Raw genomic sequence first — 21,230 nt, forward strand, 5'->3', positions numbered from 1 at the left:
GATACGGACTCAACTTTGCCGCAACGGAATTGAAATCGAGAACGTCGTTCCCCGTCTCGGTGCGGAAATACATTCGAGACACCCCCCATGGCGTTTGGCGATAATTTGATAGCTAATGGACAGACCCATTCCCGTTCCTTTGCCGATCGGTTTGGTGGTGAAGAAGGGATCGAATAATTTTTGCTTCACCGCCTCGGGAATTCCCGGACCGTTATCGGCGATCGAAATAGAAACCCAGCCATCCGTCGAGAGTTGAGTGCAAATCTGAATTTGAGGGTGGGGAATGGAGGTGCGATCGCGCTCGATTTCCATTTCTAACGCATCGATCGCATTCACCAAAATATTCATAAAAACCTGGTTGAGTTGTCCGGCATAGCACTCGACGAAGGGAAGGTCTCCATAGTGTTTAATTATTTCAATTTCCGGGAAGTGAGGTTTCGGTTTCAGGCGATTTTGTAAAATCATCAAGGTGCTATCGATTCCCTCGTGCAGATCCACCTCTTTCATTTGGGCTTCATCCATACGAGAGAAGGTTCGCAACGAGAGGACGATATCCTTAATGCGATCGGCTCCCACTTTCATTGATTGGAGCACTTTCGGCAAATCTTCGATTAGGAAATTTAACTCGATCGCGTCGATTTCTTCTTCCACCGCCAAAATGGGAGAGGGGTAGCATTCTCGGTAGACTTCAAGCAATCCTAAAAGGTCTTGAGTGTAATCGTTAATATGGGAGAGATTGCCGTAGATGAAATTGACGGGGTTATTAATTTCGTGAGCGACTCCGGCAACCAACTGTCCCAAACTCGACATTTTTTCGCTCTGAATCAGTTGGCTTTGCGCGTTTTTGAGTTCTTGGAGCGTTTTTTCTAAATCCTGCTTTTTTTCGTGCAACTGTAATTCAGCTTGTTTGCGATCGGTAATATTAAATGTCGTTCCGGCCAATCGATACACCTGACTCTGGGCATTTTTTAAAGGATTGAGGGTCGTCAGAAACCAAGTTGGTCCTTCTTGTAAAGTCAGGCATTCTTCATAGGACATGGTTTTTCCCGATGTCCAGCATTGGGTATACCGCTGGTGAATTGTTTCTCCTTCTACCTCTCCAAAGACTTCTTGGGGGGTTTTACCGATGGCATCTGCATAACCGATCCCTGTGGCACAAGCTGTCGCCCGATTCCAACCGCTATAGCAAAATTGACCGTCGCGTAATAAATCAACCACGAAAATTAAATGTTCGACCCCATCGTAAATACTGCGTAAAAATTGCTCCTGATCTTGGAGTTTGGCTTTGGCAAGTTTGCGATCGCTAATATCTCGTACCGTGGCTAAGATCACATCTTGTGCTTGCAGGGTAACTCGTTGCAGGCAGACCTCTACATCGAAGGTTGTCCCCTGAAAAGGACGCAGGGCGATCCATTCAAATACCAACTTTTCTCCCTCATAAACCTGTTGCCACATTTCGGGTAACTCTTCGATGGGATTGTCAGGACTTGAAAGTTGAGAAACGCTCAGGGAGCTAGCACGATCGCGGCTGAGGCCGTACATTTCCAGCACCTTTTGATTGAAATCGATAAAATTGCCCTCTAAATCGTGAACGAAGATCCCATCGTAGGCACTGTCAAATATCGTGCGCAAGTCTCGTTCGGAAGCACGCAGTGCATCTTCCGCTTCGACGCGATCGCTAATATCGGTTACCGTCCCCACATAGCCAATAATTTCCGCGTTTTCGTTGAGTTCGGCAACCGCTTGACCGAAAACCCAAGCTGCCTTGCCGTCGCGCGTTTGGAAGCGATACTCCAAGCGAAAGGGTTCCCGAGCGTCAGCGGTGCGATACCATTCGGCCGCCACACGATCGCGATCGTCGGGATGAATGGCCCGTACCCAACCCATCCCCAGAGCTTCCTCAGATGTCAGTCCGGCAATCTCGCACCAGCGTTGGTTGACGTAAAGGCAATTGCCCTCCTCATCCGTGCGGAAAATACCCACGGGCACTGCAGCCGTCAGGGTAGCATACCGGCGTTGGCTTTTTCGCAAGGCTTCTTCGGCCCGGACGCGATCGCTAATATCGGTCATGGTGCCGACGTACCGCACCACCTCGCCGTTCTCATCTCGTTCTGCAACGGCTCGCGCGAAAACCCACGTGACTCGATGGTCTGGCGTCCTAAATCGAGTTTCAATTTGAAAGGGTTCTCCCGTTTGGGCCGTGCGATACCATTGAGCGATGGCGCGATCGCAATCCTGGGGATGGATGGCTTTGACCCAACCCATTCCTTTCGCTTGCTCCGGAGTGAGTCCTGCCATCTCGCACCAGCGTTGGTTGACGTAAATACAGGATCCTTGAGCGTCAGTCCGAAAAATGCCCACGGGAACCGCAGCCGCGAGGCTAGCGTACCGTCGTTCGCTTTCTCGCAAAGCGTCTTCGGCTTCGACGCGATCGGTGATATCTTCGTAAGTGCCGAGAACCCCGACGATTTCCCCTTTCGCGTTTCGTAAGGGAACTTTATTCGTATCCACCCAAGCTTGCTTGCCATCGGCTTGTTGTTGGGTTTGTGCAATGTGCAACTCTGCTCGTTCGGATTCCATCACCCGGCGATCGCATTCCCGATATAAGTCGACTTCTTCCGGAGTCCAAGGCAGATCGCAGTCGGTTTTCCCGATAATTTCAGATGGTGAATCGAGTCCGGCATCCTCGGCAAAGTTGCGATTGCATCCCAAATAAACCAAATTTCGATCTTTCCAGAAAATGGCTTGGGGAACGTTGTCGAGTACCAGTTGTAGGAGTTGTTGGGATTCGAGCAGTTGGGCTTCCGCAAGTTTGCGATCGCTAATATCTCGGATCGTCCCCACCAGAAACCGATTTCCGAGATCGTCGACCAATAGGGATTTTTGAGTGGAAAGGGTGCGGGTAATCCCTTGATGGTCTGTCGATTCTTCTTCGTTGCGATCGGTTTTGCCCGTGGTGAGAACCCATTCATCTCGTTCCCAAAACACATCGGCTTGCTCTTTGGGAGAAAAATCGTAATCCGATTTGCCCAGAAGTTCGTCGCGGCTGTAGCCTACTAAATCGCATGCGGCATCGTTCAGTAATATCCATCGGTGTTCGTCATCTTTGACGAAAATCGGATCGGCGATGCTATTAAAAATATCGGTGATAAATTTTGCCGAAAAGGTTATGGAAGATTCTGTGGGTACGGATCGGTGGGTGGCAATTATCAAACCATCCCATAAAATTCCCCCATCTGCTTGAAGTTCGGGTTCGGCCGAGAGGCGAATCTCTTGAAGATTTCCCGATGGTAACTCTAGCCGTCCTTCCCATTCCCAAGTTTGTAGGGTTTCGATCGAATCTTGCAATGATGTGTCGAAACTCGCTCGATCGTCTGATTCGATGAATGCGATCAAATGCTGGGCATCCTGTTGAATAGCAGCCGGGTCGAGTCCGAGAAGGCGACTCGCACTAGTACTCACGAAAGGAAACGATTGCGGTCTCTCGGGATACCAGCAAAACTGAAATAGAATACCCGGTCCATTGGCCGCAATTCTTTCTAGGGGCGATCGAACTGAAGGACTGCAACTCGTTGAGGAGGTATGCTTTGCTGGCGCGGCATTTGAGTCTGATGAGTCTGAGCTTGGAGTTGCGGTCATGGTATCTTCAACGTTGTCAGGAAAATTGGGAAGCGACTTACCTCCATTTTGTCAATGGCTGAGGGAGAGTCAATGGAGAATGGACACTTGACAATCGATTGTTGAAAATGAATACCGCAGTTTAAAGCTCTCTCGATCTCCCCATTCCCACATCACCGCGTCTTCCCCTTCCCCCATCTCACCTAACTCAATAAATCCTCTGGCGTGTTGCAGTTGCGTAACATTTTGGCTTCAGCATCACCCAGAGATAACGGATGAACGGAGATGTTCGGCAGCCAATTTTGAAACGATCGCCCCCCACTCGCTAAAAACCGATCTAACTCCGAGTGCACCGTTCGCCGATAAAAACCGCACAGGGGTTCCCAACCTTCATCTTGTTGGGGAACCATTGCCAGTACGGATTCTGGAAGCGTATCGAGGCGATCGATCCACTGGCGCAAAATATCGGCTTCTAGCAGGGGCAAATCGCACCCCAGCAACAAGATCCATTCCCCCGATAGCTGCGAGAAGGCTTTAGATAACGCGACGAGGGGGCCACCGAGGGGTTGAGATTCCGGCAGCCACTGACATTCAGGCGGTAAAATTTCGCGATAGCGATCGCTCCAGGGAGTCATCACCCAAACCGGTGCGTTCAACTCGGTTGCCGTCCGATACACCCGCTGCAATAAGGGAACGCCATCCCAGGGAATGAGGGCTTTATCTTGTCCCATGCGAGAGCTTTTTCCCCCCGCTAAAATCAAAATATTGAGATAGGGTTGAGTCATTGATCTTGGATCGATCGCCTAAATGATTCGACGAAAAATATGAATAACCTCGATATTATCAAAACCCTCTACCAAGCGTTTGAAAAGGGAGAAATTGATACAATTCTCGATATTCTTGCTGCCAACGTCGAATGGCACGAATCAGAAAAACTACCCTACGGCGGGACGTTTATCGGACCCGATGCGGTATTTGCCGGAGTCTTTGAAAAAATTGGTGACCAATGGGAGCACTTTCAAGCCCATGTGGAAGAATTTATCGATGGGGGAGATCGGATTATTACCCTAGGATTCGATCGAGGAACTTACAAAGCCACAGGAAAAAGTATGGAAGCCCCCACCGCATCGATTTGGACGTTAAAAGATGGCAAAGTTGTTAAATTCGTCCAGTATATCGACACGATGAAAGTCTGGGAAGCGACGATTAACAATTAACAATTGACGATTGACAATCGATCGCTTTTTCGAGTTGATTGGAAACAACTTTATCCTTTAATAACCCGGCAGCTTTTTCCAAACCGGACTCTAGGCTGGGGCAAACCCCGCACCGCCAGAGATAAAATCCCCCGTTCCAAATCGCCGATTTCGTCAGTTCGATCGACTCTCCTTGGATGACGGCGTGCAATTCTTCAATGAGTTTCTCGTCCGATTCGAGGGGTACATCATGTCCCCCCAACCCATACTCTTCCGGATGCAAGTGCAATCGTTCCCACTCCTGGGGCCGATCCGGGTCAATCGATCCAAAAACGCCGATAATTGCAGTGCGAGAACGGGGCAAATCGCAACTGCCTTCCAATCCCTTCACCGTGGTGTAGCAAGTCTGTTGTCTGAGGTCTAAAGTCATGCGAAATCGATCTTCGCTGGGGGGATGAACGAAACCCGCCACCAGATGGGTCTGACCGGCATAAGGACTCCAAATTAGCTCCAAACTCGCGATTGGGGGACGCTTGCCAATTTGGTCGCGGTAAGGGACTAAATCGGCGGCTTGGAGAAAGTGTTTGGGTATGTATACGAACCCCAATCCAGTGGAGGCGAGTACCTGTTGGGTTTCTTCGAGACTCAGCGCCCTCCAATCCACCCCCAAGCCCCGCCAAATGTCAGTTAAGGGGATGCCGTATTTCGTGGGCATCCGATCGCCCCCGTGCATGAGCACCGGAACCCCCGCCGCCGCCAAAATCAAAGCGGTAATCGGGGTAACTGGGGCCGTACGCGATCGCCCGTCGTAAGGACAACCCAGTACCGTGACGCGGTTTTGCCACGGGTTGAGAGTTGCCGGTAGGGATGGTACGCAGGGTCCGAGATCGTCGTAGGCATCCAACATCCCCGCCAACTCTTCGGGGGTGGGGCGCTTGATGCGATGGGCGATAAAAAACGCACCAATTTGAGCGGGGGTCGCTTCTTGCTGTAACATCATCCCCATCGCCACTTCCATCCCTTGGCGGCTTAAGTCGCGACCGGTGTGAGTCCCGCTACCGACCTTTTTCAGAAATTCTTTAAACTCGTTACTCATAAGTCCCAATTAAGTCCCAAGGGATTGTAAGTTAGTGTAATTACTCTATACCCTAGTCAGCAAAGTGAGGATGTAGCATGGTTGACTATCCCGAAGACCTGAAATATCAAGATTCCCACGAGTACGTCCGTTTGGATGGCGAGATTGCTACCATTGGCATCAGCGCCTTTGCCGTGGAAGAACTTGGAGATATCGTTTTCTTAGAATTGCCCGAATCTGGGGATGCCGTCGAACAAGGGGAAACATTTGGTTCGGTGGAATCGGTGAAAGCTGTCGAGGAGATGTATTCTCCGGTGTCGGGAACGGTAATCGATCGCAACGAACCTCTCCTCGAATCCCCCGAAGGACTCGCAGAAGATCCCTACGGAGAGGGATGGTTGATTAAAGTCCGTCTGGATAACCCCGATGAGGAACTCGAAGCCATGTCCGCCGATGAGTATCGCGCTCAAGTTGAGGGAGACGAGTAGGACTTTGGTGATGGGGAGCATCGGGAGCCGGCGCAGCATCGGGAGCCAAGAGGGGAATGGGGGAACGGGGCAATTCGAAGAAAGTCGAGCGCTCGTTGCCTCCCAACTCCCCGAGAGCAAGCGTTGCCTCCCAAGACTCCCCGACATTCAGAAGTGTCCGATTTTTTAAATTTATTGCAAACTATTAATTAGAAGTATGAGCTGGTAAAGAAAGTCACATTGCCATTAAGGTATATTGCATGAACTTGCCTTCGGGCACGTCTTTACCTCCATGCTTCAGAATCCCTGCTTTAGAATCCCTTTCGATCGCCAAGCCAAATCTTATGCTCGATCTCAATCCCCTCGCTCCTTCCCAAGCAACGCAACCCAGTCAGGATCGCAACCCATCCAACGGTCATCGACCCCAAGGGTCAGACGATCGAGAAGTGCAAGGGGAATTCGTCGGTCGCCACAACGGTTCCGGGTCCGAAACCATCAGACAGATGCTAGAGTATCTGGGCATTTCGAGTCTCGATGAGTTGATTGATGGCGTGGTTCCCGCATCGATTCGGATGCAGTCGTCGTTGAACTTGCCTGCAGCTAAAAGCGAGTACGAAGCCTTACAAGAGTTAAAGGCGATCGCCTCTGGTAACCGAGTGTATCGTTCCTTCCTCGGGATGGGATACCACGGCTGCATCACACCTCCCGTGATTCAACGAAATATCCTGGAAAATCCCGGCTGGTACACCGCCTACACCCCCTACCAAGCAGAAATCGCCCAAGGTCGCCTGGAAGCCTTACTCAATTTCCAAACGATGGTGATGGATTTAACGGGGATGGAGATTGCGAATGCTTCTCTGTTAGATGAAGGGACGGCAGCCGCAGAAGCGATGAGTCTGAGTTACGGCGTTTGCAAGAATAAAGCAAACGCCTTTTTCGTGGCTGCCGACTGCCACCCCCAAACCATCGACGTGGTGAGAACGCGGGCGAATCCTTTGGGAATTGAGGTCATTGTCGGCGATTGGCAAAGCTTCGACTTCGAGACCCCCATTTTCGGTGCCCTGCTGCAATATCCCGCCACCGATGGGGCGATTTACGACTACAGCGAGTTTGTTGCCAAAGCCCACGCAACCAAAGCCATCGTCACCGTTGCCGCCGACCTTCTCAGCCTTGCCTTACTCACCCCTCCCGGCGAGTTCGGGGCGGATATCGTTGTCGGCAGCAGCCAGCGATTCGGCGTTCCCATGGGTTACGGCGGTCCCCACGCCGCTTATTTTGCCACCCGAGAAGCCTACAAGCGGCAAATCCCCGGACGGATGGTCGGCGTATCCAAGGATGCCAACGGCAAACCGGCCCTGCGCTTGGCCCTGCAAACTCGCGAACAGCACATTCGCCGGGATAAAGCCACGAGTAATATTTGCACCGCCCAGGTGTTACTGGCGGTGATGGCATCGATGTACGCGGTGTATCACGGGGCAGAGGGCATTCGCAATATCGCCGGACGGGTTGCCCGATTGACGGCCGTTCTGGGTAAAGGATTGCAAGAGTTGGGATTGGTCCTCGGGGATGCCCCCTACTTCGATACGCTGCGGGTAGAGTTGGGCGATCGACCTCTCCAAACCATTTTAGATGGGGCCGAGGCGCGGCAGATGAATTTGCGGGTATTTGGGGAAGATTCGATCGCCATTAGTCTCGATGAAACCACCACTACTGCCGATTTAGTGGATTTGTGGCAAATTTTTGCCGGAACTGATACCCTACCCTTCACCTTCGAGGGCATCGACTCCGCGATCGAATCTCCCATCGCACCCCAATTCGCCCGAACTAGCCCCTATCTCACCCAACCGGTTTTCAACGCCTATCGATCGGAAACGGAGCTTCTGCGCTATCTCCATCGGCTTCAGGAGAAGGATTTATCCCTGACCACCTCCATGATTCCCTTGGGATCTTGCACCATGAAGCTGAATGCCACCGCCGAGATGATTCCGGTGACCTGGCCCGAGTTCGGACAAATTCACCCCTTCGCCCCCACCGCCCAAACCGAAGGATACCGGGAAATGTTCCGGCAGTTGGAAACATGGCTGGCCCAAATTACCGGATTTGCTGGGGTCTCCCTCCAACCCAACGCCGGGTCTCAAGGGGAATATGCCGGACTGCAAGCGATTCGGGCGTACCACCTAAGTCGGGGAGACGATCGCCATATTTGTCTGATTCCCGAATCCGCCCACGGCACTAACCCCGCCAGTGCGGTGATGTGCGGCATGAAGGTGGTGGCTGTTGCCTGTGATGAGTTTGGCAATGTCGATATTGCCGACTTGCAAGCGAAAGCTGAAAAACACGCCGAAAAACTGGCCGCGTTGATGGTCACTTATCCCTCCACCCACGGTGTCTTTGAAGAGGGAATTGCCGAGATTTGCGCCATCGTTCATCGCTACGGCGGCCAAGTTTACCTGGATGGGGCGAATATGAACGCCCAGGTAGGATTGTGCCGTCCGGGGGATTTTGGGGCGGACGTGTGCCATTTGAATTTACACAAAACCTTCTGCATCCCCCACGGTGGCGGCGGCCCCGGTGTGGGGCCGATTGGAGTGGCGGCGCATTTGGTCCCATTTTTACCCGGTCATCCGGTGATTTCCGTCAGTGATGCCGGGATTGGGCCAATCTCTGCCGCCCCTTGGGGCAGTGCGAGTATTTTACCCATCTCCTGGATGTACGTTCGGATGATGGGGCCCGATGGTTTGACGGCAGCAACGAAGCTGGCAATTCTCAATGCCAACTATATGGCTCGCCGTTTGGAAGACCATTACCCGATCGTCTATAAAGGTACGTCGGGATGGGTGGCCCACGAATGCATTCTCGATTTGCGATCGCTCAAAAAATCTGCCAACATCACCGTTGAAGATGTGGCAAAGCGGTTGATGGACTACGGCTTCCACGCCCCCACCGTATCCTGGCCCGTGGCGGGGACGATGATGGTGGAACCGACTGAAAGCGAGTCGAAGGCTGAACTCGATCGATTCTGCGATGCGGCGATCGCGATTCGTCAAGAAATTGCGGCGATCGAATCGGGAGAATCCGACGCAGCCAACAATCTACTCAAAAATGCCCCCCATACCGCAGAGTCCCTGATTTCCTCCGATTGGGAGCGCCCCTACAGCCGAGAAGAAGCCGCCTACCCCGCCCCCTGGACGCGGGAACGGAAGTTCTGGCCGGCCGTGGGACGGATCGATAATGCGTTCGGCGATCGTAATCTCGTCTGTTCCTGCGTGGGGATGGAAGCCTATCGGCAGAGTTAGAGTTGGGCAACGAGCGCTTGGGGAGCTTGGGGAGCTACATTTTTCCTTGTCTTCCCCCATTCCCCATTCCCCATTCCCTGTTCCCCATTCCCCATACAATTCTTGAATTCCCGAAATGCCTTCCTCAACCTAACCTACGAACCCGCGTTCGAGTCCCTGGGCGATCGCTTTTACGAGGTGGTTGACGCGGCGGATTTTCCTAAATACGTGCTGCGGTTTCGCAATAACGACGTACTCGCGCTTCTGGGACTCGATCCCTACGAGGTTCCCGGCGATGATTTTGTCGAAGCCTTTGGGATGTTTAACGGGGTAGGGCCGTTTTTGGCTATGGCTTACCACGGCTATCAGTTCGGCGAGTACAATCCCCATTTGGGAGACGGACGGGGTTTCTTGTACGGACAGGTACGGGGTCTCGATGGAGAACTTTACGATTTCGGTACCAAGGGTAGCGGAACCACGCCGTTCTCTCGGGGAGGAGACGGACGGCTGACGCTGAAGGGTGGCGTTCGGGAAGTGCTCGCTTCCGAGATGTTGCATCGGCTGGGAGTACGTACTTCTCGCTGTTTGAGTCTGATCGAAACCGGGGAACAACTCTGGCGGGGAGACGAACCCTCGCCAACACGATCGAGCGTCATGGTGCGATGGAGCCGATCGCATATTCGTTTCGGCACTTTCGAGCGGTTGCGCTATTTACGCCGCCCAGATTTAATCGAGCTGCTTTTAGATAACGTTATCGATTGGTATTATTCCCATTTAGTTGTGCCCTCGGTGGAGGATTCGCGGGCGGCAAAACAGGAAATCTATGGAGCTTTTTACTGCGAATTGGTACGCCGAGTCGCGGACCTGACAGCTCAGTGGATGGTGGCGGGATTCTGCCACGCCGTACTCAATACCGATAATATGTCGATTACCGGGGAAAGTTTCGATTACGGTCCCTATGCATTTATTCCCACCTACGACCCCAAATTTACCGCTGCCTATTTTGACTATTACGGACGCTACAGTTACGGCAACCAACCCCTCGTCGGCAAGCTGAATTTGGAAATGTTGCAAGCGCCTTTAGCTGCGGTTATGGCAAAATCGCAGATGGAAGAAGGATTAGCTCAATTTGATGAAATTTACCATCGAGCCTACGAAAAATATCTGCGGCGGCGGTTGGGGTTTGATTCTTTACCGGCAGAAGATACCCGTGAATTATGCCAAGTTACGGTCACGTTACTGAGTAAAAATGATGTGGGGTATCACGAATTTTTTATTCAGCTTCGAGAGCAGTTCGATCGAGATTGGCGAGAGAATCTCGATCGAATTTTCCCAGAAGCAGAGCCTTCGAAAATATTACAACCCTGGCGACAGGTTTACCACCGTATTTTGCAACATTTTTCCGATCGAGAGTTAGATGAAGTGGGCGATCGCCTGCGAAAATATAATGCAAAAGTCTCTCTAGTCCGCCCAAATATTGAAGCGGTTTGGGAACCGATCGTTGCAGAAGATAATTGGGAACCGTTTTATCAACTGCTCAGAGAGATTCGGGAATAGATATTAAGTAATAAGTGATAAGTAATAAGTAATAGACCCCTCCGATCGTAAAAATAGCGATCGATTTTTAGATGGAAATAATTAAAGTTCGCCCCCATTCCTTTGGAGTTTAGACAAATTTAATGGCTCAAACCGTCAAACCCTTATTCTGAGACGATTTGAGAGTTGAACGAGAGAGGAGACGCTCGAAAAAATAAAACGCTTACCCTGTAAGGTTTGTAGCCGATTCGAGCGAGATTTTGTCTAAACTCCAGATTCCTCCTTCCCCATCGTAATTTCTTAAAGAAAGGTAAAGACTTGGAGGCAGTCCCTCTGGTACATTGACCTGTAGAAGTCTGCGCGATCGTCGGGACAACCAACACCCATACAGACCGAACAGATTCTGAGTGAAAAGAATTCCTAACCCAATCGCGTCGTACCCAAAGGAGATATTATGCGAGCAGTGTTGATGGCTGGTGGATCTGGAACGCGGCTGAGACCCCTCACCTGCGACTTACCCAAGCCCATGGTTCCAGTACTCAATCGTCCGATCGCCGAGCATATCGTCAATCTACTCAAGCGACATCAAATCACGGAAGTCATCGCCACCGTCCACTACCTTCCCGATGTGATGCGGGACTACTTTCACGATGGCAAAGACTTCGGGGTACAAATGACCTATGCTGTTGAAGAAGAGCAACCCCTAGGTACAGCTGGGTGCGTCAAAAATATCGAAGACTTACTCAACGATACCTTTCTCGTCATTAGTGGGGATAGCATCACCGATTTCGATCTGAGTGCGGCGATCGCATTTCACAAAGAAAAAGGCTCGAAAGCGACCCTGGTTCTGGCCCACATTCCCAACCCCGTGGAGTTTGGCGTGGTGATTACCGACGACCAACAGCGCATCGTTCGGTTTCTGGAAAAGCCCTCCGCCAGCGAAATCTTCTCCGATACCGTCAATACCGGAACCTACATCCTCGAACCGGAAGTCCTAGACTACCTACCGCGCGATCGAGAATGCGACTTCTCCAAAGATTTATTCCCCCTCCTCCTCGATAAAGGCGAACCGATGTACGGTTACATCGCCGAAGGCTATTGGTGCGATGTCGGTCACCTCGAAGCCTACCGCGAAGCCCAATACGACGGACTCAAAGGCGAAGTTACCATGGACTTTGCCTACGAAGAAAAATCTCCCGGACTGTGGATCGGTCAAAATACTTATATCGACCCCACCGCTCAAATCGAAGCCCCAGCTACCATCGGCAATAACTGTCGGATCGGACCTCGGGTCAAGATCGAAGGGGGAACCGTGATTGGCGATAACGTTTCCGTGGGGGCCGATGCCCATTTAAAACGCCCGATCGTCTGGAATGGGGCGATCGTCGGTGAAGAAGCCAACCTGGAAGCTTGCGTCATTTCCCGAGGCACCCGAGTCGATCGCCGGGCGCAAATCCTAGAAGGGGCAGTCGTCGGGGCATTGTCCACCGTCGGAGAAGAAGCCCAAATCAGCCCCGGCGTGCGGGTGTGGCCGAGTAAAAAAATTGAGTCCGGGGCCGTTTTGAACATTAACCTGATTTGGGGACAAACCGCCCATCGCAACCTCTTCGGACAGCGAGGTGTCAGCGGTTTAGCGAATATCGATATCACCCCGGAATTTGCCGTTAAACTCGGAGCCGCCTACGGATCGACCCTCAAACTCGGCGACCAAGTACTCGTCTCTCGCGATCAGCGTCGCATTTCGAGGATGGTTACTCGATCGCTCATTTCCGGTTTGATGTCTGTCGGGGTAAACGTGCAAAACCTCGAAGCCACCGCCATTCCAGTCGCCCGCAGCATCGCCCCGACCCTTAAGGTTCCCGGCGGCATCCACGTTCGGATTCATCCCGATCGCCCCGACTGCCTGCTGATCGAATTTTTTGACGGCAAAGGCATCAACATCAAAAAAGCCAAAGAAAAGAAAATCGAAGGGGCCTACTTCAAAGAAGATATCCGACGGGCGCAGATTTCCGAAATTGGGAATATGATCTACCCCACTCAAATGCTGGAGAACTACAGCATCGGATTTGAGGAACACCTTAACGTCGAAGCCATCCGCAACAGTAACTCCAAAATCGTCATCGATTACGCCTACGCCGTGTCCGGTGCCGTTCTCCCCCGCCTGCTTGCTAAATACGGTTGCGATGCAGTAGTCCTCAATGCCAGCCTCAATCAACTCGCCCTCGCCTCCCGAGAACGGGAAGACTTACTCACCCAGTTAGGGCAAGTGGTGGAGGCCCTGCGTGCCAACTTCGGGGCCCAAGTCTCGGCGAATGGGGAACAATTTATCGTCGTCGACGAGTCGGGGATGCCGATTCGAGGCGAAATGCTCACCGCTTTAATCGTTCATATGATTTTGACCGCCCACCCCCGCGGCACGGTGGTGGTTCCCGTGCATACCTCCAGTGCGATCGAACAAATCGCGCGCCGCCACGATGCTCGGGTAATTCGCACCAAAGCCAATCCCACAGCTTTGATGGAAGCCTGTGATAATAATTCCGATGTCGTCCTCGGCGGTAGTGGCGAAATGGGCTTTATCTTCCCCCAAATTCACCCCGGTTTCGATGCCATGTTCACGATCGCCAAACTGATCGAAATGGAATCCTTGCAAGGGCGATCGCTCGGTCAAATTCGCGCCGAACTCCCCCGCGTTTACCATCGCAGCCACACCATTCGCTGTCCCTGGACGGTGAAAGGAGCGCTGATGCGTCACATGGTGGAAACCCATGCTGGCGATGAAGTCGAACTCATCGACGGCGTCAAAGTTTGCGAACCCCATAGCGACAACTGGGTGCTGGTATTACCCGATGCAGGAGAACCCTTAGTCCATATCTTTGCCAATAGCGAAGATCGCATCTGGGTTGACGAAACCCTGCGCAAATACCGCACCCAGATTCAGGATTTCGTGGAAGAACAGCAACGGGGGGAATCCAACTTTATGGATGAGGCGTAAGCTATAGGAGGCAGGAGATGGGGAATTGGGAGCAGGGGGAGAAACGGGAGATGGGGGACGCGGTGACGCAAAGATAAGACCATACCCCATACCCCATACCCCACACCCAACACCCCACACCCCACCCCCCACACCCCCAAAATCCGATGACCTCTATTGCTCGTAAAAACTTACTCGAAGATATTCCCCGGTTTCTCGTTGCCCAGGCGGGAATTATGTTTGCCGTGAGCTTGGTAACGATTCAAACGGGGTTACTCAGCGGATTTACGAGATCGACGGTGTTACTCATCGAAGGCTCGGATGCCGATATTTGGGTGGCGTCGGAGAAGATGGTACACTTCGATCTCACCGATCCGCTGCTTTACGAAATGGTCGATCGAGCCGAGGATGTGGAAGGGGTTGCCAAAGCCGAAGCAATTATGTTGGGAGGCGGTCGATGGCGACCCGAGGGCGCGGAAACCAGTCCCCTGAAGCTGGTGGGATTCGACCCCAGAGGAAGATTATTTGCACCCGGAACAGTGGTTGCCGGGAATCTCGAAGCCCTCGAAGAACCCTATGCGGTGATGGTAGACCGCAGCCGATTGCCGTCGCTGCAATCGACGGGTGTTGGCGATCGTGCCTACGTCGATTCCCTACCGGCGACTATTGTTGCTTTGACAGAAGGCAGTCAGTCGATCGTCTCGAGTACGTTTGTATTTGCCTCGTTGGAAACCACGAATACCTATGCCACCGCTGGATTTTCCTCGCGGCTGAACTGTCGCGTCAATACTGAGGGAGATTTTGAGTGTACGACGGTTTACGAACGCTCGGAGTCCGATTCCCAAGACTCGGAGATTCCTCCCATCCAACCGATAAGTCAAACCGATCCGATTACTTACGTTTTAATTGGCGCCCAACCCGGTGTCGATGTTGAAGCACTCAAGCAACGTTTAGATGCGGCACTGCCAGGAACCAAAGCCTATACGAAACAGGAAATGTCTCGCTTGACGCGCTACTACTGGCAAGTGCGCACCGGTTTGGGCTTCGTTCTCGGACTCGGTGCGGTAGTGGGGGTGGTTGTGGGAACGATCGTGGTGGCGCAAATTCTCTATTCATCGGTGTCCGATCGCATCAAGGAATTTGGCACCCTTAAAGCCATGGGGGCTTCCGACGGCGTTCTCTACGGCGTGATTATCGAGCAAGCCTTGTGGATGGCGATTCTAGGCTATATTCCGGGAATGCTTCTGTGTTTGGGACTGCGAATTTGGGTGGCGAATAAGGGGATTATTTTGCTGATTACCCCCATTTCGGCAGCAGGAGTGTTGGGGATTACCGTAGCCATGTGCGTGGGTTCGGCGTTTTTTGCGATTCAGAAGGTGACTCGCATCGACCCGGCGATGGTGTTTAAGGCATAATATCAAGTTCGGTTAAATACGTATAATTCCGGTTGAGGTGAGCTTCGGGGGACAACGAGCGCTTCGGGAGATTCGGGAGAACAAATTCAGCAATCGCGCCTAATTGTAACGAATTATCCGAACTTGATATAACGTGAGTTCGGGTTAAGGATAGTTGAAAGTCTTGGTGCTGATGTGGATTCGACTCATGAGTCGAAGAACCTCGAACCCCACCGGCTCCAATGAAATCCAAGCACTCGCTATCGCCTCCTACTCTAACCCCTACACCCCACACCCCACCCTAACCCGACACTTTCGATCCCGCACCTGACGTGATTTATTCCTCTATCTCGTCATCCATTTCTAATAAGAAAGCCGGAACGCCAACGCGCAAAAGAAGACCGTTATAAAACTCTTTAAAGGAGTATTTGCCTAAACTCAGAGCCAGCAGACAGGCAAGATACGCCCAAGTTCCTTCTAGGGAAAATCCTTGAATCCATCGATCGCTCAGTTGTAGCCAGAAAAACCAGTAACTAAAGAGGAGCGGTAGTATAAACATGAGAACGAGCGCGTACAACCCACTAGAGATAGATTTCGATCGCTCGAACGTCATTTCGATAAATGGCTTGAAAAAATTCATCGAAAGCAAAATTGCTAATTCGTTCAATACCGCTACCGTTCCGGCAACAAACAAGCTACCCACTTTCACACCAGGAACCCAGCGCGCGCAAAGCAACAACGCCATCGGAATCATCAACCAGCGGACGATTTCGATCGCCAAGCACAGTAAGCCTTTACCCAGACTTTTGAACGTAGCCGATAGCGGGACTTCTAGAATCAGCTCGGAGTCTTGGAGAAACGATCGCCCTACGGAACTGATAATGTAATTCCAAGATAAGAGCAGTAATGAGTTATTGAAGACTGAAGAAAGGACGATCGAGCAAATTTCTGTCGAGAGGATTGCAAAACTAAAAGTGATGAAATTAAAGAAAAAAATAGGAAATGAGAAAAACTGAAAAACTCCGAATATAAGACCGATGAAGATAATATCCCACAGGAAAGAAAGACTAAAAGAGAGAATCGTAACGAGTTGAGAAAATAATTGCGGATTGGGCGCTCTTAACGAGCGATCGAGAATTACATTCGTTAACTTTCCTAAGGGTTGGGTGAGGATAAACGTTCTTAGATTCAGAACAAAGGCGATCGCCAAAGCGACGATCGCCTTTGTTTTTGCACCCTCGATGGCAAACCCGGATACGATGCTGCGATCGGTGATTGTCAAGGAATATGCGAGCAGCAGCGCGTTAAATAGGGTATAAATTCCCCAACTGATGAAGAATGACAGTTGGCTTTGCAGTTTTGGTGTGGACATTGCGGTGTCGGAAGCGATAGAAAATTCCCTCAGGACGGGTTTAGCCATATTTTGGCCGATCGATCGGAATACTCCATTCAAACCCATCCCGAGCTATTTCGACACCGCTTACGGGCTCAGTCGATGGCTTAGGACAGGTCCACACCCACTTCAGCCGCTAACCGAGTCAACATCGATCGCCCGCGGCGATCGCTTTCTACAGTCGCTGCCATCATCAACGAGCGAGCTTTATCTGCAAGGGAGAGAGCGGGAGTTGGTACGGCTGCGGGTTGAACCGATCGATCCGGATGGTACGCCACACCTCGGTACTTGAGATCGAGAGTGGGTTGCAAAATCAGTGGCTTCTTGCGATTGCGGAATCGAACGTCAATACCCCGATATTTCCCAGCTTTTTCAATCGCTTGAGATTCTGGCGCAGCGACTGCGGGGGGATTGTAGTTATAAGTAACTCCACGATATGTGAGTTTCACGATCTTCGCCTCCTAAAACGTAAATGAAGAGTTTGTGACAAGAGGCGCGTTCCTTCGGGATTTGTCCCTACTTCCGTCCCCAGACGATCTTGAAATGGGTTTCAGATCGACTAAATCGGGATGAACGTATTTATTTCTGTATATATTGTTACTGTTTGCAGGTAATTTGTCAAGGGAGGCGATCGAAATCCGCACATCTCCAGCACATCTCAAGTCAGCCTGACTGCTGGAGTAAGCATCCGCAATGAGTCCGGATTGAGCCAGCAAAAATCCCCCGCGATGCGCGCCAGGGGACGATCGAAATTATGGAGATTCAACCGGACTCGAAATTACCCGTGTCGCCGCTGGTGCCATTGCCAAGCATGGGTCAAAATTCGCTCGATATCCGAGTATTGCGGCGACCAACCGAGGATGTCGCGAGCCTTCTCACTACTACCCACCAAAGCTGGAGGGTCCCCAGGACGGCGATCGCACTCTACAGCTTTAATTTCGAGTCCAGTTACCTGGCGTGCGGCTTCAATGGTTTCTTTGACAGAAAATCCGCTGCCGTTCCCCAAGTTGAAAATTTCCGATTTGCCGCCGTCGAGCAAATATTCGAGACCCTGGCAGTGAGCGGTTGCCAAGTCAGTCACGTGGATGTAGTCGCGGATGCAAGTTCCGTCGGGGGTGGGATAATCGGTACCGAAAATCGAAATCGATTCCCGTTTTCCCAGAGCCGTTTGCAGCACCAGGGGAATGAGGTGAGTTTCGGGATTGTGGTCTTCCCCAAGGAGACCTTCCGGATCGGCCCCAGCAGCATTGAAGTAGCGGAAAATCACCGAATTAAAGTCATAGGCCCGATCGAAATCGGCCAGGATGCGCTCCACCATCAATTTCGATCGACCGTAGGGATTAATCGGATCTTGGGGATGAGCTTCGGGAATCGGAGTCGTTTTGGGAACGCCGTAGGTGGCGCAAGTCGACGAGAAGACGAACTTCTTCACGTTCGCCGCCACCATCGCTTCGAGGAGAGTCAGGGTACCGATGACGTTGTTGCGATAGTATTTCGCCGGATCGGTAACCGATTCTCCCACGTAGGCATAGGCGGCAAAGTGCATAACTGCCGCAATCTCGCGTTCGGCAAACAAGCGATCGAGCAAGGGGCGATCGTTGGTATCGCCAACAACGAGTTCGGCTTTCAAAACCGATTCGACCAAATCTCGATGACCGTAAACCAAATTATCGAGAATGATGACATCGTAGCCCGATCGTTGCAGTTCGATCGTGGCATGGGAGCCGATATAACCCGCTCCTCCGGTAACTAAAATCGTGGGTTTGACTGCGCTCACTCGTTTTTCCTTTTGAGACTACTGTGTGCCGGGTCAAAAAAGATCGCAACGCTCGTCTGAATGCAGGACGGAGCGGAGCTGGATCTCAATTGCGCCCCTCAAACCAAGCAATACGTTCTATAACTATCTGCATCCCTTGATGTTGTCCCCGATCGATATTCCCCAAATGCGATCGGTAGACCCAGGAAGCTCTACTATCCCGGTGGATTCTCTAACACAACGAGACGACCCATTTGAATTTGGTCGAAAATCCGATTGATTTGACGATGATTTTCTTCTGTAATGTTTTTGGTGGAAAGCATTGCAGAAGTGAGTTGCAGATGTTCCCGACGGGTAATTTGATTAGATTCAAGAACTCGATCGATGAGTTTTTGAAGATCTGAGTTAGTCGAACTCGAGGGTGTTTTAGCCATATTGTTTTGTATTTAAGCAAAGTTTCTTGAATACGGCTACAGTAAATTTGCTGAGTTCGAGTGGGCGATCGCGGCCTTCCAATTGGGCAATCCAATTCCGAGTCTCTAAAAACTCGATCGGGCGCTCGTTCTACAATCTAGGGTTTGGGTTGGAGTTTGAGAAAACCCGGATCGACCGAAGCGATTTGTTGACCGTACTCGAACAACTGGAGATTTGCGAAAGATTAGAGAAAGCAAACAGAAAAAGATAAACGATGTTCTTATTGTCTGCTGTCCCTTGCTTGTTGTCCATTGATACCTTGGGTTCCGATGTTGGGTTATTACGAACGACGATAGCACTGAGGGTTTCGCCACCGTACTAGAATAAGAAAAACCCTAAATCTGTAGGCGAATCAATGATTCCAACCGTTATCGAACAGTCTGGACGTGGGGAACGCGCGTTTGATATCTACTCGCGACTGCTGCGCGAGCGGATTATCTTTCTCGGACAGCCCGTCACCGACGAGCTAGCCAATAATATTGTGGCTCAACTGCTGTATCTCGAAGCCGACGATCCCGAAAAAGATATTTACCTCTACATCAACTCCCCCGGCGGTTCCGTTTCAGCCGGGATGGGGATTTTCGACACGATGAATTACGTCCGTCCCGACGTCTCCACCATCTGCATGGGATTGGCTGCTAGTATGGGTGCGTTTTTGCTCAGCGGCGGAACCAAAGGCAAGCGCCTCAGCCTGCCCCATTCTCGGATTATGATTCACCAACCCCTGGGGGGGGCGCAAGGTCAGGCCACGGATATTGCCATTCAAGCCGAACAAATCATCAAGACCAAACGTCGTCTCAACGAGCTACTCGCCGACCATACCGGTCAGCCTCTCGAACGGATCGAAGAAGATACGGAACGGGATTTCTTCATGTCTCCCGAAGAGTCCGTCGAATACGGTTTAATCGATAAAGTGATCGATAACCACAAGCTCGCTGCGGTCAGTTAAGGTTGTTTTGGGCTTAAGGAGTCGGCTGGGATTCGAGATACGCCAAGAACTCGACAAGCTCCTCGCGGGTGAGGTGCTGGCGCGATCGCTTCTCGTAGGTTCGTTCGAGGTAGCGCCGACCCTGGGCCGCACTCCAGCCCAATCTCCGAATTTCGAGGGTGGTTTTGTTCATGAGCCGCTCGAGATTGTCTGCGAGTTCGATGCTCTCTTCGCCTTCGCTCGAAGTATCCTCCCTCTTGTGCGCCCAATCTGACTCTTGAGTCCCAACGCAATCCTCAGACGCTGACTTCTCCAAAGGTTGGGATTGGGAGACCTCGAAAGACCGGAGGTGAGGTGGCGGGGGGGCGATCGCGACCGATTGATGCTCGATTGTCGATCTCGAGATTGCATCGAGAGGGCGCGGCGACAGCCCCAAGACTTCCAGTGCTCGCATCCGGGCGCGATCTTCTGCCTCTTCAACGGTACTCGCCGCAGCCAAACCGGTGGCGATCGGTTTTCCCTCCACCTCGACGATCGCCCGGACGATGTAGCTGTCATCGCCAACGCCGATTAACTCACCCATCAAACTCCCAGTTGGATAGCGTTCTCGAAATTCAGATAACACGATTGACTCCATGAAGTTCTTCAAAGTTCTTCAATAATGGCTTGTGCCAGAAGAGGGTTAAATCTAGAATAAGGAAGATTCTTCATTAGTGTGGCAATTCTGTATCGATTTTGCCCCACGAACTTCCTCCGTTTCAGCACACGTGTTGCCCGTGGTTTTAGAGGCTCTCACCCTGGAGATACTGCGGGGTAGATGTGGTTGAAACACGGGCAAGTCCCCTAACCTTCAACTCTAACGCCTGTAATGGGAACTTCTAAATGCGAAACTCCGGTTGTCCGAGTCCTCGCACTAGAGATCGGGGAAGCGTCGATCGCATGACTTGAGGTTCGCGCCCACTTCTCAACCAAGGTTGCACCCATACTTGAATGGTGGCAAGGGCAGATTTAACAGGAAAAGCGTCGGGATTCCGACTAGAGCAAGTCCGCTTGTGCGAACGGTCAAGCAAACCTGCCCCCGTTCCCTGCCCCGTATCCCTCGGTCGTCAGTCGCAACAAACAACCAACTGATGAAGGAGACCACCCA

General features: G+C 51.6%; 14 protein-coding genes, 1 pseudogene and 1 riboswitch. Of the genes and pseudogenes, 7 read left to right on the forward strand and 8 right to left on the reverse strand.

Features of this window, described 5'->3' with window-relative positions:
* Window positions 1-9: 9 nt before the first annotated feature.
* Window positions 10-3,639 (reverse strand): PAS domain S-box protein, encoded by a 3,630-nt coding sequence (locus AC2215_RS18335; protein WP_486811446.1) that lies wholly within the window; start codon window positions 3,637-3,639, stop codon window positions 10-12.
* Between the two features lie 182 nt (window positions 3,640-3,821).
* The gene (locus AC2215_RS18340) at window positions 3,822-4,403 is read right to left on the reverse strand and encodes a molybdenum cofactor guanylyltransferase (RefSeq protein ID WP_486811447.1); all 582 of its coding nucleotides are present in this window, start codon (window positions 4,401-4,403) and stop codon (window positions 3,822-3,824) included.
* A gap of 39 nt (window positions 4,404-4,442) precedes the next feature.
* Between AC2215_RS18340 and AC2215_RS18345 the strand changes: the two genes are divergently transcribed.
* A complete protein-coding gene (locus tag AC2215_RS18345) occupies window positions 4,443-4,835 on the forward strand; it encodes a nuclear transport factor 2 family protein (protein ID WP_486811448.1) in 393 nt (130 codons plus the stop codon).
* Here the strand turns inward: AC2215_RS18345 and AC2215_RS18350 are convergent.
* A complete protein-coding gene (locus AC2215_RS18350) occupies window positions 4,825-5,910 on the reverse strand; it encodes an anthranilate phosphoribosyltransferase family protein (protein ID WP_486811449.1) in 1,086 nt (361 codons plus the stop codon). The genes AC2215_RS18345 and AC2215_RS18350 overlap by 11 nt on opposite strands.
* A gap of 77 nt (window positions 5,911-5,987) precedes the next feature.
* Between AC2215_RS18350 and gcvH the strand changes: the two genes are divergently transcribed.
* The 5 genes from gcvH to AC2215_RS18375 all read left to right on the forward strand — a co-directional run bounded on the left by gcvH (window position 5,988) and on the right by AC2215_RS18375 (window position 15,553).
* Window positions 5,988-6,377 (forward strand): glycine cleavage system protein GcvH, encoded by a 390-nt coding sequence (gene gcvH, locus AC2215_RS18355; RefSeq protein ID WP_486811450.1) that lies wholly within the window; start codon window positions 5,988-5,990, stop codon window positions 6,375-6,377.
* A gap of 323 nt (window positions 6,378-6,700) precedes the next feature.
* Window positions 6,701-9,652 carry an aminomethyl-transferring glycine dehydrogenase gene (gene gcvP, locus AC2215_RS18360; protein ID WP_486811451.1) on the forward strand — a complete coding sequence of 984 codons (2,952 nt, stop codon included), beginning with the start codon at window positions 6,701-6,703 and terminating at the stop codon, window positions 9,650-9,652.
* A 102-nt stretch (window positions 9,653-9,754) separates the two neighbouring features.
* Window positions 9,755-11,188, forward strand: coding sequence for a protein adenylyltransferase SelO (locus AC2215_RS18365; protein ID WP_486811452.1), 1,434 nt, complete (start codon window positions 9,755-9,757; stop codon window positions 11,186-11,188).
* A 433-nt stretch (window positions 11,189-11,621) separates the two neighbouring features.
* On the forward strand, window positions 11,622-14,159 hold the full coding sequence (locus tag AC2215_RS18370) for a sugar phosphate nucleotidyltransferase (RefSeq protein ID WP_486811453.1): 2,538 nt from the start codon (window positions 11,622-11,624) through the stop codon (window positions 14,157-14,159).
* 146 nt (window positions 14,160-14,305) lie between these two features.
* Window positions 14,306-15,553 (forward strand): FtsX-like permease family protein, encoded by a 1,248-nt coding sequence (locus tag AC2215_RS18375; protein WP_486811454.1) that lies wholly within the window; start codon window positions 14,306-14,308, stop codon window positions 15,551-15,553.
* A 316-nt stretch (window positions 15,554-15,869) separates the two neighbouring features.
* Here the strand turns inward: AC2215_RS18375 and AC2215_RS18380 are convergent, their stop codons facing one another.
* The 4 genes from AC2215_RS18380 to AC2215_RS18395 all read right to left on the reverse strand — a co-directional run bounded on the left by AC2215_RS18380 (window position 15,870) and on the right by AC2215_RS18395 (window position 19,115).
* A complete protein-coding gene (locus AC2215_RS18380; RefSeq protein WP_486811455.1) occupies window positions 15,870-16,904 on the reverse strand; it encodes a hypothetical protein in 1,035 nt (344 codons plus the stop codon).
* Between the two features lie 128 nt (window positions 16,905-17,032).
* On the reverse strand, window positions 17,033-17,374 hold the full coding sequence (locus AC2215_RS18385) for a DUF4278 domain-containing protein (protein ID WP_486811456.1): 342 nt from the start codon (window positions 17,372-17,374) through the stop codon (window positions 17,033-17,035).
* 43 nt (window positions 17,375-17,417) lie between these two features.
* Window positions 17,418-17,503: riboswitch (Glutamine riboswitch) on the reverse strand.
* Between the two features lie 200 nt (window positions 17,504-17,703).
* Window positions 17,704-18,702: a UDP-glucose 4-epimerase GalE gene (gene galE / locus AC2215_RS18390; protein ID WP_486811457.1), complete on the reverse strand. Its 999-nt coding sequence runs from the start codon at window positions 18,700-18,702 to the stop codon at window positions 17,704-17,706.
* 194 nt (window positions 18,703-18,896) lie between these two features.
* Window positions 18,897-19,115 (reverse strand): hypothetical protein, encoded by a 219-nt coding sequence (locus AC2215_RS18395; protein WP_486811458.1) that lies wholly within the window; start codon window positions 19,113-19,115, stop codon window positions 18,897-18,899.
* 392 nt (window positions 19,116-19,507) lie between these two features.
* Here AC2215_RS18395 and clpP point away from each other — a divergent pair.
* Window positions 19,508-20,104: pseudogene (gene clpP, locus AC2215_RS18400) on the forward strand (ATP-dependent Clp endopeptidase proteolytic subunit ClpP); the annotation flags it as partial.
* A gap of 13 nt (window positions 20,105-20,117) precedes the next feature.
* Here the strand turns inward: clpP and AC2215_RS18405 are convergent.
* On the reverse strand, window positions 20,118-20,720 hold the full coding sequence (locus AC2215_RS18405; RefSeq protein ID WP_486811459.1) for a hypothetical protein: 603 nt from the start codon (window positions 20,718-20,720) through the stop codon (window positions 20,118-20,120).
* Window positions 20,721-21,230: the final 510 nt, after the last annotated feature.

The sequence above is a fragment of the Zarconia sp. genome (assembly GCF_057467645.1).